Annotated in this window: 13 protein-coding genes; all 13 read left to right on the top strand. The window is 46.3% G+C overall.

The genetic code is table 11. The features are described 5' to 3' along the window. Positions 1 to 26 precede the first annotated feature (26 nt). The 13 genes from rpoE (at position 27) to glyA (ending at position 14,913) form a co-directional block, all read left to right on the top strand. A complete protein-coding gene (gene rpoE / locus M3N64_RS04905) occupies positions 27 to 488 on the top strand; it encodes a DNA-directed RNA polymerase subunit delta (RefSeq protein WP_249098959.1) in 462 nt (153 codons plus the stop codon). Positions 489 to 772: 284 nt separating this feature from the next. Further along, positions 773 to 2,371: a CTP synthase gene (pyrG, locus tag M3N64_RS04900; protein WP_249098956.1), complete on the top strand. Its 1,599-nt coding sequence runs from the start codon at positions 773 to 775 to the stop codon at positions 2,369 to 2,371. Positions 2,372 to 3,044: 673 nt separating this feature from the next. Beyond that, a complete protein-coding gene (murA, locus tag M3N64_RS04895; RefSeq protein WP_249098953.1) occupies positions 3,045 to 4,340 on the top strand; it encodes a UDP-N-acetylglucosamine 1-carboxyvinyltransferase in 1,296 nt (431 codons plus the stop codon). 542 nt (positions 4,341 to 4,882) lie between these two features. Then, entirely contained in the window at positions 4,883 to 6,154 is a 1,272-nt protein-coding gene (rho, locus tag M3N64_RS04890) for a transcription termination factor Rho (protein ID WP_249098949.1), read from the top strand. Between the two features lie 148 nt (positions 6,155 to 6,302). After that, the gene (locus M3N64_RS04885; RefSeq protein WP_249098946.1) at positions 6,303 to 6,548 is read left to right on the top strand and encodes a type B 50S ribosomal protein L31; all 246 of its coding nucleotides are present in this window, start codon (positions 6,303 to 6,305) and stop codon (positions 6,546 to 6,548) included. A 386-nt stretch (positions 6,549 to 6,934) separates the two neighbouring features. Beyond that, positions 6,935 to 7,510 (top strand): thymidine kinase, encoded by a 576-nt coding sequence (locus M3N64_RS04880; protein ID WP_249098943.1) that lies wholly within the window; start codon positions 6,935 to 6,937, stop codon positions 7,508 to 7,510. A gap of 122 nt (positions 7,511 to 7,632) precedes the next feature. After that, entirely contained in the window at positions 7,633 to 8,706 is a 1,074-nt protein-coding gene (gene prfA / locus M3N64_RS04875; protein WP_249098940.1) for a peptide chain release factor 1, read from the top strand. After that, a complete protein-coding gene (prmC, locus tag M3N64_RS04870; protein ID WP_249098937.1) occupies positions 8,703 to 9,584 on the top strand; it encodes a peptide chain release factor N(5)-glutamine methyltransferase in 882 nt (293 codons plus the stop codon). Before prfA ends, prmC begins: the two co-directional genes overlap by 4 nt. A 124-nt stretch (positions 9,585 to 9,708) precedes the next feature. Beyond that, the gene (spoIIR, locus tag M3N64_RS04865) at positions 9,709 to 10,416 is read left to right on the top strand and encodes a stage II sporulation protein R (RefSeq protein WP_249098934.1); all 708 of its coding nucleotides are present in this window, start codon (positions 9,709 to 9,711) and stop codon (positions 10,414 to 10,416) included. A 116-nt stretch (positions 10,417 to 10,532) separates the two neighbouring features. After that, positions 10,533 to 11,576, top strand: coding sequence for an L-threonylcarbamoyladenylate synthase (locus M3N64_RS04860; protein ID WP_249098931.1), 1,044 nt, complete (start codon positions 10,533 to 10,535; stop codon positions 11,574 to 11,576). Positions 11,577 to 11,979: 403 nt separating this feature from the next. Continuing rightward, complete coding sequence (locus M3N64_RS04855) at positions 11,980 to 12,549, top strand: manganese efflux pump MntP (RefSeq protein WP_249098929.1); 570 nt, start codon at positions 11,980 to 11,982, stop codon at positions 12,547 to 12,549. A gap of 168 nt (positions 12,550 to 12,717) precedes the next feature. Continuing rightward, positions 12,718 to 13,296 carry a TIGR01440 family protein gene (locus M3N64_RS04850; RefSeq protein WP_249098926.1) on the top strand — a complete coding sequence of 193 codons (579 nt, stop codon included), beginning with the start codon at positions 12,718 to 12,720 and terminating at the stop codon, positions 13,294 to 13,296. A 360-nt stretch (positions 13,297 to 13,656) separates the two neighbouring features. Then, positions 13,657 to 14,913: a serine hydroxymethyltransferase gene (gene glyA, locus M3N64_RS04845; protein ID WP_249098922.1), complete on the top strand. Its 1,257-nt coding sequence runs from the start codon at positions 13,657 to 13,659 to the stop codon at positions 14,911 to 14,913. The last annotated feature ends 64 nt before the right edge of the window (positions 14,914 to 14,977 follow it).

The raw sequence follows: 14,977 nt of genomic DNA, 5'->3' as shown, positions 1-14,977 counted from the left end.
ATTGACATAGGGAAAGGATGTTTCCAGTGACAGAACACATTGTTGAAAAATCAAAGGTTGATCAATTCTACGATATATTGGCACAAGCGAAAGAACCAAAGACTTTTTATGAACTGACGGATATGGTTTTTAAGGAAGGAGAAATTGAGGCAGACGGCGGCGAATCTTTGGCGCGTCTCTATACAACGCTGTCGCTTGACGGTCGCTTCCTGAGCGTCGGCCACAACCTTTGGGCATTGCGCAACTGGTATCCGTTGGACCAGCGTGAAGATGATATAGCCAAAACGCTTGGTGACAGTGAGCATGAGAAGCGCAAAGTTGCTGAAGATGGTTTTGATGATTATGATGATTCAGATGATGATGAATTAGGCCAGGAAGATGATGATACGAACGACAGCCTGATTGACGATGATGACGATGAACATTATGGTGACGACGATGTCGAGCGGATTAAACGAAACGCAGTCATTGATGATGAGAACGAATGAGGTCCCTGCTTCTTTAATATGGAAAATGATTTTTCCTGCAATGCATCTTGATTCAACTGATTAAGTTTGTTAGAATTGCAAAGGGCGATAAATAGAATCGGATTTTAAAGCAAAAGCGAGCCCTCCGGATGGGGGGCAGTATCGCTTTTGCTTTTTTGCAAAAAAGGCAGGCAGAAAGGGCAGCATCAGAACAAAGTGACGACCCCTTGCCGTTATGATGCATCGATGTACAAGCCAAGAGACTTTGCAAAGTATTTTTTAATGATAGGGGGAAATCATCAAGGATGACCAAGTATATTTTTGTGACCGGAGGGGTGGTTTCATCTCTCGGTAAGGGCATTACTGCAGCATCTCTTGGAAGACTATTGAAAAATCGCGGACTGAAAGTGACGATTCAGAAATTTGATCCATATATCAATGTGGATCCGGGAACGATGAGTCCCTATCAGCACGGTGAAGTGTTTGTTACGGACGACGGAGCTGAGACCGATCTCGATCTCGGGCATTATGAACGGTTTATCGATATTAATCTGAACAAGAACAGCAACGTAACAACCGGAAAAATCTATTCAACTGTTCTGAAAAGAGAGCGCCGCGGTGATTATTTAGGCGGAACCGTTCAGGTCATTCCTCATATTACGAATGAGATTAAGGACCGAGTGTTCCGTGCCGGAAAAACAACGGATGCTGATGTCGTGATTACGGAAATCGGAGGTACGGTCGGGGATATTGAAAGCCTCCCGTTTCTTGAAGCGATTCGTCAGATTAAAAGCAACGTTGGCGTCGGCAATGTACTTTATATCCACTGCACCCTGATTCCTTATCTGAAAGCTGCCGGTGAAATGAAAACGAAACCGACCCAGCACAGCGTGAAGGAACTGCGCAGTCTTGGTATTCAGCCCAATGTCATCGTCGTACGTACAGAACTCCCGATATCCGAGGAAATGAAAGCGAAACTTGCGCTGTTTTGTGATATTGACCAGAATGCAGTGATTGAGGCACGCGATGCCGAGACGTTGTATCAGGTGCCGCTTCAGTTGCAGGCACAGCATCTGGATGATATTGTCTGTGAAAAACTGGATCTGCCAAAAGGCGAAGCAGATATGAGCCAGTGGCATGGCCTGGTGGACAAGGTGCTTCATCCGAAAAAGCATGTAAAAATCGGACTGGTCGGAAAATACGTAGAGCTTCAGGATGCCTATATCTCCGTTGTGGAAGCACTGAAACACGGCGGATACAGCTTTGATGCCGAAGTAAAAGTTAAATACATTCATTCTGAAGAACTGCTTCCTAATAATGTAGAAGAACAATTAAAGGGCTGTCAAGGCATTATTGTACCCGGCGGTTTTGGCGATCGAGGCATTGAAGGAAAAATTCTTGCGATTCAATATGCACGTGAGCACAAAGTGCCGTTTTTCGGTATTTGTCTCGGCATGCAACTGGCATCGATTGAATTTGCCCGTCACGTGCTGAATTTAAATGGCGCGGACTCTGCGGAATTTAATCAGGATGCGGAAGAAGCAATCATCGATCTTTTACCTGAACAGATGGATGTCGAAGATTTGGGCGGAACACTGCGTCTTGGCCTTTATCCATGTAAAATCGTCAAGGATTCAAAAGCGTTTGCTGCTTATAATAAAGAAATTATTTATCAGCGCCACCGTCATCGCTATGAATTTAATAATCAGTACCGTAAACCGATGGCCGAAAAAGGGATGGTGTTCTCTGGAATCAGCCCGGATAACCGGCTTGTGGAAATGATTGAACTTCAGGATCATCCGTGGTTCGTCGCGTGCCAGTTTCACCCGGAATTTAAGTCACGCCCAACGCGACCGGAACCTTTATTTCATGATTTTATCAAGGCTTCTTTAGACAATGAATAATTATAGAGAAGGATGTTCAGCGGCTGCCTGATTGCGGGCAGCCGTTTTTGTTTTCAAAAGAAGAAACGCATGATCTGATCAAGAATGAATGATTAAGCAGGAAGAGTATTTATAAATTTTGCTATTCGCACGGATTGGCTTATTTGTGGAAAGCAAGTACTTTCCACATTTTTTCGCTTACTGAAAGATTTGCCGTTGCTGATTTTGAACACGAAAATGCATTTTCTCTATGCCTTTCAGCAGATTGGCAAAAAATGAACGCTAAAGTCAACGGGTAAAGTTTAAAAAACCATAAATTTTTTGATAAAAATTTGTGAAAGAAGACAATGTAACCATGAATGGCTTCGAAGCAGACACGCGCATCTTATTCAGATTGGCTTTGTAAAGCCTGTTGATACAAACTTCACAATTTCAAATCATGTATTTATAACTCTTTATACGGAGAAACAGCAAGGCAGGGTGCGGACAGACACACAAGATCGGTTATGTTATAATGCTAAAAGAGTTGTGATTATATGCAGAATGGGTCTCCAAAAATGAAATAATCTGCGTTTCGCATGCGCGTGATATGAGCATTTTGCTGATCTTGTACATATAATGATTTTGTCCGTTGTTTTTACGCATGGTTGATGAGCGTTGCTTATTATATGATTGAAAAGGAAGTATTCTGACCATGGATAAACTATTGATTGAAGGCGGCACAATTTTAGAGGGCACTGTTCAAATCAGCGGTGCAAAAAACAGTGCTGTTGCATTGATTCCGGCTGCAATTCTTGCTGATTCACCAATCACCATTGACCAGCTTCCCGATATTTCTGATGTGCATACGCTCTGTGAGCTCTTGCGTGAGATCGGCGGAGACGTTTCTTTTAAAAATCATACATTTTTCGTTGATCCAAGTCACATGGTTGATATGCCATTGCCCAACGGACCGGTGAAACGGCTGCGTGCTTCCTACTATTTAATGGGCGCGATGCTTGGACGTTTTCACAAAGCTGTTATCGGCCTTCCCGGCGGCTGCAATCTTGGACCGCGGCCAATTGATCAGCACATCAAGGGGTTTGAGGCGCTGGGTGCGAAAGTGACTAATGAGCGCGGAGCTATCTACCTGCGCGCAGATTCATTGCATGGCGCACGCATCTATCTTGATGTAGTCAGTGTGGGAGCGACCATTAATATTATGCTTGCTGCGGTGAAAGCCGAAGGGCAGACGGTTATTGAGAATGCGGCGAAGGAACCGGAAATCATTGACGTTGCGACCCTGCTGACCAGCATGGGTGCTAAAATAAAGGGTGCGGGAACCGATGTCATTCGCATTGAAGGCGTCCAAAAACTCCATGGATGCCGGCACATGATTATTCCAGATCGGATTGAGGCAGGCACTTTCATGATTGTCGGGGCGGCGGCCGCGGATCATCTGCTCATTGACAACGTGATTCCTCAGCATGTAGAATCTCTGACAGCAAAACTCAGAGAAATGGGTGTCGAGGTCCAGGTTGGCGAGGATCAGATTTTGGTGGCAGGACGCAGCAATGTTTTGAAAAGTGCCGATGTGAAGACGCTGGTGTATCCCGGATTTCCCACGGATCTTCAGCAGCCGCTGACAAGTTTGCTGACGCAGGCGGAAGGTACCAGCATTATCACCGATACAATCTATGGCGCACGCTTTAAGCACATCGATGAATTGCGGCGTATGGGAGCGAACGTTAAAGTAGAGGGCAGATCGGCCATTTTGAGCGGACCTGCACAGCTTGAAGGCGCAAAGGTAAAGGCGACCGACCTGCGGGCTGGTGCATCGCTTGTGATTGCCGGATTAATGGCCCGGGGCATTACAGAAATTATCGGCGTTGAACATATTGATCGTGGCTACGATCATATCATGGAGAAACTGCGAGGTATCGGTGCCAATATCTGGCGCGAACCCATGCATGAGGATGAAGCCAGAGAAACCCTTAAAGAACAGGAATAAGATGAAGGAGGGACCGCAGAGGAGTTAAACTGCCGGCCCTTTTTCTAATAAGATAAGAAAATCCATGATATTGCCCTGAATCAAATCAACACACAAAGTCTTGGCTGGGCGTCAAATCGGAGGTCGCCCGCGGTAAGCGGGCAGTCACAGCAGCATCGCATTTTTCCCGGCTGTTCCGAGTTTCGTACTGATCAAATGTTAGCCAAAAAAGAAAATCAGATGACTAATGGTTGATAAAAAAGGTATAATATGATAATAATTAAATAGGATCATTTATAATTATTTATAATGATAATAAAAAAATATTGTTTTCAGTAATTTTTGAACTGCGCGTCTGTCTGCTCATTGAAACTGTGCCTTTAACATGTGAAGGATTGAAATCGTTTCTGAAAGCGACTATTCAATCGACTTTCCCCTCCTCGATGCACAGTTCTGTGCAAATTCCGATTCGTCTAATCTTTAAAAAAATCAGGTAATGACTAATAGAAGATTATTCCTGTATTTGACGGTACTGAAGATAATCTGAAAAAGGTGGTGTGAGAATGCCGATTACATTAGCAGAGTTAGAAAATATGAAACTCAAAGAATTGTACGAACATGCAAAAGAGTTTAAGGTGTCGTACTACAGCAAGTTAAATAAGCGCGAATTAATTTTTTCTATTTTAAAAAAGCAGGCGGAAAAAGATGGGCTCTCTCTGATGGAGGGTGTGCTGGAAATTATTCCGAACGAGGGTTTCGGGTTTCTGCGGCCGATCAATTATTCGCCAAGCTCTGAAGATATTTACATTTCAGCATCGCAAATTCGCCGTTTTGATTTGCGCAATGGCGATAAGGTAACCGGCAAAGTACGTCCGCCAAAAGAAAATGAACGTTACTTTGGTCTGCTGCGAGTGGAAGCAGTTAATGGTGAGAATCCGGATGTTGCGAAGGAACGTGTCCATTTTCCGGCACTTACTCCCCTATACCCGAATCGCCATATGGTTCTTGAGACCACGAGGGAGAATTTTTCGGCACGTATTATTGACATGATCTCACCGGTCGGTTTTGGACAAAGAGGGATGATCGTTGCACCGCCAAAGGCCGGGAAGACAACACTGCTTAAACAGATTGCCAACAGCATTACGGTCAACTACCCAGATGTCGAATTGATTGTACTTCTGGTTGACGAACGGCCGGAAGAAGTTACGGATATTGAACGCTCAGTCAAGGGTGATGTCGTCAGCTCGACGTTTGATGAGGTTCCTGAAAATCATGTCAAGGTCTCAGAACTCGTTCTCGAGAGGGCCATGCGTCTGGTTGAACATAAACGCGATGTTGTGATTCTGATGGATAGTCTGACCCGTCTCGCACGGGCTTACAATCTGGTTATTCCTCCAAGTGGACGAACTTTGTCCGGTGGCATTGATCCTGCGGCTTTCCATAAACCGAAGAAATTTTTCGGAGCAGCGCGAAACATTGAGGAGGGCGGCAGCCTGACGATCCTTGCGACGGCATTGGTGGATACCGGTTCACGTATGGATGACGTGATTTATGAAGAGTTCAAAGGCACAGGTAACATGGAACTCCATCTGGACCGAAAACTGGCCGAGCGGCGCATATTCCCTGCAATCGACATTCGTCGGTCGAGTACGCGAAAGGAAGAATTGCTTGTCAATCGAGATCACCTGGAAAAATTGTGGACGATGCGTAAAACAATGGATGAATCCCCCGAATTTGTGGAACATTTTTACAAAAGAATCCGCGAAACGAAATCCAATCAAGAATTTTTCGATCTGTTTGACAAAGAAAAAAACGGAAGTCTTCAGGGGAAGTAACTGAGCATCTTTTCTCTGGAAGCTTTACTCTGAATAATTAGCTTGCAAAAAGCTGACGCCCTTGGTATAATACTCGTTGTGCGCTATGCTTTTGCACGATCTGACTCTGGTTTGAAAGAATAATCAGGGCGCAAAGGAGATGAATGAAATGAAAGCAGGTATCCATCCTGACTATCATAAGGTTGTATTTATGGACGCAAGCACTGGTTTTAAATTTTTGAGCGGTTCAACGAAAAAATCGAATCAAACGATTAAATGGGAAGACGGCAACGAATACCCATTGATTACAGTCGAAATCAGTTCTGATTCGCATCCCTTCTACACCGGCCGCCAGAAATTTGCAGACAAAGGCGGACGTGTCGATCGGTTTAAACAGAAATATAATCTTAAATAAGATTCATTTGAAGTCCAGAAAGAAGCGGCGTGTTCCGGTGCGAGATGCAGTGATACGGAATCAGCCGTTTTTATTTTACTATAAGAAAGTTTAAAATTCAGCGGATTATAGTATAAGTGCGATGGCATCTTTGCCTTTGCCAGAGGCTCGCAGTGCGCCCGCGGCAAGCGGGCAGCTGGAGTGGCCCATTCATGAAAATGAGTCAGAAAGTGTCAGTAAAAAAATTGGGCTTTTATAGAGAATAAGCCTGTCAGGAAATATGCGTATTCCGGGGGCCCGGGACAGACACCATTAATTTTTAAGTACAGAATCAATCACAGGCAGGGTGACTGCCTGTTTTTTTAACAGCCTGAAACGTTCACAGACAGGAAGGGGTAACAGAAAAAATGGCTCAGCTTTTCTTTAAATACGGAGCGATGAACAGTGGAAAATCAATTGAAATCATCAAGGTCGCACACAATTATGAAGAGCAGGGAAAATCAGTCCTGCTGTTTACGTCAGGAGTGGACAATCGGGATGAAGTGGGCTCAATCTCCAGTCGCATCGGTTTTAAGCGTCGAGCCATTCCGATTTTTGCGGGCACTGACATTTTTGCGGCGGTTAAGGACCATCTGCCCGCTCCACATTGTGTACTGATTGATGAGGTACAATTCTTATCCAAAAAACATGTGCTTCAACTGGCGGACATTGTCGATCAGCTTCACATACCGGTAATGGGATTCGGCCTTAAGAATGACTTTCGCAATGAGCTGTTTGAAGGCAGCAAATATATGCTGCTATATGCGGATAAAATTGAGGAAATGAAAACAATCTGCTGGTTCTGTGAACGGAAAGCGACGATGAATCTGCGGATTGATGAGAACGGGAAACCAATTTACACCGGTGATCAGATCCAGATCGGCGGCAACGAAAGTTACTATCCGGTCTGCCGCCACTGTTATCATCATCCGCCGATCCGCTGACTGCCCTGTCCAATTCCGAAAGAAACGAGGCAATCGCAGAACGGATAAATATTATGATAATATAATGGATGGAAATGAATTACGGACGGGTTGACGGATGTATAAATAATGAGGTGGATGAAATGTTTGACAGGCTGCGAACCATAGTCGAACGATATGAAAAATTGAATCAATTGCTGGCTGATCCTCAGGTGATCAGTGATCCGGATAAATTACGTAAATACTCAAAGGAACAATCGGATTTGCAGGAAATCGTATCAGCCTATCATAAATATGAAAAAAACGCTTCGGAGCTGGCCGATGCAAGAACAATGCTTGATGAACAGATGGATACAAGTATGAAAGAGATGGTTCAGGATGAGATCCACCGGCTGGAGAATCAACAGTCCCGCTTTGAGGACGACTTGAAGCAACTGCTCATTCCTAAAGATCCGAATGATGATCGAAATGTCGTACTTGAAATCAGAGGAGCGGCTGGCGGAGATGAAGCAGCGCTTTTTGCGGGCGATCTTTTTCGCATGTATTCGCGATATGCCGAGCAGCAGGGGTGGAGAACAGAAGTTATTGACGTAAGCCCGAATGGAATTGGCGGATACAAGGAAGTGGTCTGCATGATCTCAGGCAAGGGTGCATTTTCTAAATTAAAATATGAAAATGGTGCCCATCGAGTACAGCGCGTGCCGGCAACCGAATCCGGCGGTCGCATTCATACATCGACGGCGACTGTGGCGGTACTTCCGGAGGCTGAGGAAGTCGAAGTTGAGCTGAATGAAAAGGATATTCGTGTGGATCGGTTTGCTTCAAGCGGTCCGGGCGGGCAAAGTGTCAACACGACAATGTCGGCAATCCGTTTAACACATATTCCGACCGGCATTGTGGTTTCCTGTCAGGAAGAACGCTCCCAGATTAAGAACAAGGAAAAGGCGATGAAAGTTCTGCGTGCACGTGTGTACGATAAATATCAGAAAGAAGCTCGGGCGCAATATGATTCAACACGTAAATCCGCAGTCGGGACCGGCGATCGTTCTGAGCGCATCCGCACCTATAATTTTTCACAAAATCGAGTGACAGATCACCGCATTGGCCTGACAGTTCATCAGCTGGATCAAGTTCTAAGCGGTAAGCTTGATGAAATTATTGAAGCGTTGATTGTGAATGATCAGCAGAAGAAACTCGAACAGGCGGATGCGCGGTGACGGAAAAAAGGTATGAATTACTTCATTGGGCTTCTGATTTTCTAAAGGCACACCGACGGGACGAAAATATCGGTGAACTGCTGCTGCAGGCACGCTTAGGCGTTTCACGGACAAAACTGATTGCTGATCTGAGAGAATCAGTAACGAAAGAAGACGCCAGGTGGATCAGGGAAAAGGTAATTGATCATGCACAGAACGGGACGCCTGTTCAGTACATCCTCGGCATGGCCCCATTTTATGGGCGTACATTTAAAGTGACACCGGATGTGCTGATCCCCCGTCCGGAAACAGAAGAACTGGTTTGGCGTGTTGGACGGTGGGTAAAGCAATATTTTCCAGAACGCAGGCAGCTGTCGGTATGCGACATTGGTACCGGAAGCGGAGCGATAGCGGTTACCCTCGCTCTTGAACACCCGGACTGGCATGTGACGGCTGTCGATCTTTCCGAAAAGGCGCTGATGGTAGCACGGAATAATGCAGCCGCGCTGCACGCGCATGTCACGTTCAGGCAAGGAGACCTGCTCCAGCCACTTCAAGGCGAAGCCTTTGATATACTGGTGTCCAATCCGCCTTATATCAGTAAAAAAGAAATGAGCGAACTGGATGACATAGTCGGGAATTATGAACCGCATATGGCTCTGTTCGGTGGTGCCGACGGTCTGGATTTCTATCGGAAAATAATTCAGCATATTCCGGAGATTAGTCGACCCCATGATTTATTTATGATTGCTTTTGAAATCGGTGCACTTCAGGGAGCTGCTGTTTCAGACCTGATCCGGCGTGCATACGCAAATCGTATTGAAGCGTTGGCTGTTGAAAAGGATATTTCCGGTCTCGACCGAAATGTAATCGCTGTGCTTCGGACATCCGGCAAATAGAAAAGTGCCGTTGCGTTGTTACTGCCTGAGGCGGCCGATACACGCAACTGACTACATAACATCTGTATTTTAATGTTTAGATTACCGCTTCCTTGACCACAATGGGGGTAAGGAGGCGGACATTGTGAAAAAACCATTGGCACTTATACTCTTATTGACTATTAATCTAGTTGTTGTCTTTTTCTTCTGGCAATACAATACAACAAAGGCGGAACAGAAGGGACCTATTCCGCAAAATGCGATTCGGCTCCGCATTCTGGCCAACAGTGATTCACCTGCCGATCAGACGATTAAGCGACAGGTGCGCGATGCGGTTAACGCGGATATCACGGAATGGGTCAAGGATCTTAAGACATCAGATCAGGCCAGACAAGTGATCCGTGCACATCTGCCAGAACTGAAGCGGACGGTTGCCGGCAGTTTAAAGCGCGCGCGTGCGAGTGGCACTTATAAAGTTAAATTAGGAAAAGCCAATTTTCCAACTAAAATGTACGGCAATTTTGTTTATCCGGCCGGTCGATATGATGCGCTTGTGATCACACTTGGTGACGGACGCGGGGCTAACTGGTGGTGTGTACTGTTCCCGCCTCTTTGTTTCCTTGATTTTTCCAACAGCGATGCTGTAGCGAATCCAAAAGCTAAGGTGCATACTCAGACACAAACAGGGGCATCTGATTTAAAAAGAACACACACTAAAAAAGAGACTGTTCAGCAGCCGGAAAAAAAGGACTCGCAGACGGATAAACCTGCCGTCAGGCAGAAGGACCGAGTAAAAGTACACTCAATCGTCATTGACTTTTTTGCAAGGATCTGGCACGCAATTGTCGGATAAAAACGTTGCGCATCGTTTTTTCGAATGGTATGGTGTATACGGAATGATGTACGGGCTGGATATAGTTTCCGGCCTTCTTTTAACGGAACAAGGTTGAATAAAAAGGGGAAAAGAAAATGGTAGAAACACAGGTATGGCGAGTGGATCCCGGCGCTCCTGATCTTGAGCATACACCTCAGATTATCGCAGCAGCAGAGAAGCTGATTCAGGGTGAAATTGTCGCTTTTCCTACGGAAACCGTCTATGGGCTTGGAGGCAATGCAAAAGTACGAGAATCTGTGCATAAAATATATGAAGCAAAAGGGCGTCCAAGCGACAATCCGTTGATCGTGCATGTTGCCACCGATGAACAGGTTCGGGCAATCTGCACCGAGATTCATCCCATTGCCCGTAAACTGATGGACACATTCTGGCCAGGTCCGCTGACGCTGGTGCTGCCTTCCCGAAGCGAAGTCTCAGATTCCGTTACGGCTGGTTTGTCGACGGTTGCTGTACGTATGCCAAGTCATCCGGTTGCGCGGGCGTTGATTCTTGCTTCGAACCTGCCGATTGCTGCACCTTCGGCTAATCGTTCCGGGCATCCAAGCCCGACAAAGGCGGAGCACGTCTTTCATGATCTGGACGGTCGCATTGCCGGTATTCTTGATGGTGGAGAGACTGGTGTCGGACTGGAATCCACCGTTGTGGACTGCACAACCACGCCGATTACGATTCTTCGTCCCGGAGGAATCTCAAAGGAGCAGCTTATTGAAGCGGTCGGCGCTGTTTCTGACGATCCCGGTTTAACACGCTCCGACCAGATTCCTAAGGCGCCCGGCATGAAATACAAACATTATGCTCCGGAAGCAGCTATGTATCTCGTTCCTTCCGGCATGGAACGCATAAATGAACTGATTTCCGCGGATAAAAACAATGAGCGTACGATCGGGGTACTGACAACCGAAGAAAATCGGGACAGCTATCCTGGAGCCGATGCAGTGCTTGTGTGCGGTAAACGAAGTGACCCGGAAAGTATCGCCCATCATCTTTTTGATGTGCTGCGCCGTTTTGATCAGAAAAAGGTGGATGTCATCTACAGTGAAACGTTCCCGGAATATGGAATCGGCAAGGCAATTATGAACCGCCTGTCCAAAGCCGCCGGAGGACGCATGATTGACTGACATTCCATTTACATGATGCTGCACGACTCTGCCATCACTTTTTGGTGGAGTTTTTTGCAATGGGCCGGTCCGCGATGGAGTTAACAGGTACCTTTAACAAAGTCATTTTTATAAGAAAGTTTAAAATTCAGCGGATTATAGTACAAGTGCGACGGCGCCTTTCCCTTCACCAGAGGTTCGCGGTGCGCCCGCGGCAAGCGAACCTTTGAAGTGTCCGTCAGGCACAAAATCTACGGCAAAGGACTAGGCTTAACTAAGTTTTCTAATGGAAATATAGAGAAACGGATCAGTTAGATGCGCAAACAGCGCATAGCAGCGGTTTACCTGTCACCCGCCTCCCACCTTCTAAACATTTGAGGACATGCATAGATTGTTCGTATGGACAAGAAGGGGAGGAACAGGCATGACTGTGGAACTGATCAATCAGGGACTGGCGATGTGCGTGATGGCAGTTGCACTTGGTATGGATGCTTTTTCGGTCTGCGTAGGAATGGGTATGACGGTTTTCCGGCTGAAAAAAGCAGCATGGGCCGGTATGTGGATCGGGCTTTTTCATATGCTTATGCCGCTTATCGGTATAACATTGGGTCATTTACTGTCCACGCGTTTCGGAGAAATCACAGAAATGGCAGGCGGATTGCTGCTGCTCCTGATCGGTTTTCAGATGATCTTGTCTCTGGGGAAAGCAAATGCCGCGCACACAGAGTTTGCTTATTCGTCTGATGCAAGTCTGTTGCTTTTTGCGCTTAGCGTCAGCATTGACAGCTTTTCCGTCGGCCTTAGTATGGGTTTATTTGGGGTCAGGGCGCTGGCTGCTGTATTTTTATTCGGCTTTACGAGCATGATCATGGCCTGGACCGGCTTTTATATCGGACGTAAAACAGGAAGATATTTCGGTCGGTATGGGGAAGCGCTTGGCGGCTTCATCTTGTTTGTACTCGGCCTCAGACTGCTCCTGCATTTTCATATTTAAAAAATGTATGATCATCGTCATTCCCTGATGTTTCGCCAAAATATTTCCCGGGCAATGGTTTTTCTGACGAAAAGTGTCGGAAGGTTTGTATGGTTCACCTGTCAGATGCACAGCCTGCTATAATAGCAGGTGTAAGTGAAAAAGTACGGACAGGGAAGGTAATGAAAAATGGACGTATTGAATTCGGAAATTATGGAAGCAATGAGCAGGGCGCTGTATGATCTTGAACAGGCGATGCCGCTAGGTAAGCGGACGCTGCTTGTTATTGGCTGCAGCACGAGTGAAGTGGAAGGAAAACAGATTGGTACTGCGGGCTCTTTAAATGTGGCCGCATCCATCTTTGCCGCAGTAAAAAAATGCCATGAGCGAACCGGAGCGGCCTTTGCCTTTCAATGCTGTGAACATTTGAACCGGGCATTGGTTATCGAACGGACGGTTGCAGAAGGACGAGGTTATGATGAAGTCACGGTTCGGCCGATTCGCCATGCCGGTGGTGCGATGGCCACCTATGCTTATGAACAGATGAAGGACCCGGTCATGGTCGAATTCATTTGTGCAGACGGAGGTCTGGACATTGGTGATACACTGATCGGAATGCATCTCAGGCATGTGGCGGTTCCGGTTCGCAGTCGGATTAAAGCGATTGGCCATGCTCATCTTGTGATGGCGCGTACCCGTCCAAAACTGATTGGTGGCGAACGGGCGATTTATCCGGAAAGAGAAAAGATGGGGCAAAAAACATGCTAATGATAGAAAGGTCGCTTCACTTCAGATCAATCGGTGAGGCGACGATTTTTTGTACTATAAAAGAAAGTATAAGATTTCAGCTAAGCATAAAAATGTAAACTAGACACGAAAGCGCGCTGGCACCTGCGGCGCGTTCCTGTTGATGCATGCCAGCGAGCAGTCATAGTAATGGTGTAATTTTTGCTCGGTTTTTCTAAATATATGATTTTGCACAGTATTCAATCTGATGGAAAAAGGTGGTTCCATTTCAGGAGTTTATGAATGATATGAGTGGACAACTGTTAGAATTCGTTCACTTATATTTGATAAAATGTGATAAACTTTATTTGAATCCGACTTGAGAGGAGTTGCACGTAATTCATGAAGGGCATTAAAGCAAATGATCCTGAACTTTTTCAAGCCATTGAAAAGGAACTTGGAAGACAGAGGAACAAAATTGAGCTCATCGCATCAGAAAATTTTGTCAGCACGACAGTGCTTGAAGCAGCAGGATCGATTCTCACCAATAAATATGCGGAAGGCTATCCGGGCCACCGTTATTATGGCGGCTGTGAATATGTCGATATCGTCGAAGATCTGGCAAGAAATCGGGCACTTAAATTATTTGGCGGTGACCATGTAAACGTTCAGCCCCATTCAGGTGCTCAGGCAAACATGGCTGTATACGAGACGATCTTAAAGCCCGGCGATACAGTGCTTGGCATGAGACTTGCGCATGGAGGACACCTGACGCACGGAAGCCCGGTTAACTTCAGCGGCCAGCTCTACAACTTTGTGGATTACGGAGTGACGAAGGAAGCACAGACGATTGACTATGATGAAGTAGCAGATCAGGCGAAGAAATACAAGCCGAAGCTGATCGTTGCCGGCGCAAGTGCATATCCGCGGGTGATCGATTTCAGGAAGTTCCGGGAAATCGCTGACAGCATTGACGCGTACTTAATGGTGGACATGGCCCACATTGCCGGACTTGTAGCTGCAGGGCTTCATCCGAGTCCGGTGCCTTTTGCTGATTTTGTAACTACGACTACACACAAGACTTTACGTGGTCCGCGCGGTGGCATGATCATCTGCAAAGAGGAATTTGCAAAAAAGCTTGACAAAGCGATCTTTCCGGGTATCCAGGGTGGTCCGCTGATGCATATTATTGCAGCGAAAGCAGTTGCTCTCGGTGAAGCGCTCAAACCTGAATTCAAGTCCTATGCAGCGCAGATCATTGCCAATGCCCGTGCTTTTGCTGAGGCACTCCTTGAAGAAGGAATAAACCTGGTTTCCGGCGGTACGGACAACCATCTTGTGCTCGCTGACGTCCGTAACCTTGGCATTACCGGAAAGAAGGCGGAAGCTGTTCTTGACTCGGTGGGCATCACAACAAATAAAAATGCCATTCCTTTTGACCCGGAAAAACCGTTTATTACAAGCGGCGTACGCATGGGGACTCCAGCCGTGACAACACGAGGATTCAAAGAAGAAGACATGAAGGAAGTTGCATCAATTATTGCACTGGCGCTGAAAGATCCGGATAATACGGAGTCATTAAAGAAGCTGTTGGTCCGTGTTGATGCGCTGACTGAGAAACATCCACTGTACGCACATGGCACGGGGGCATTTGCCTGACACTGAATGAAAATAACGAATGCCGGGAGAACTTGCTTCTCCCTTTTCGTGTGAGAAAGATGAG

Source organism: Sporolactobacillus mangiferae (assembly GCF_023336505.1).
Lineage (GTDB): Bacteria > Bacillota > Bacilli > Bacillales > Sporolactobacillaceae > Sporolactobacillus > Sporolactobacillus mangiferae.
The sequence above is the reverse complement of the archived record's forward strand: the minus strand, read 5'-3'. Positions and strand labels throughout refer to the sequence as shown.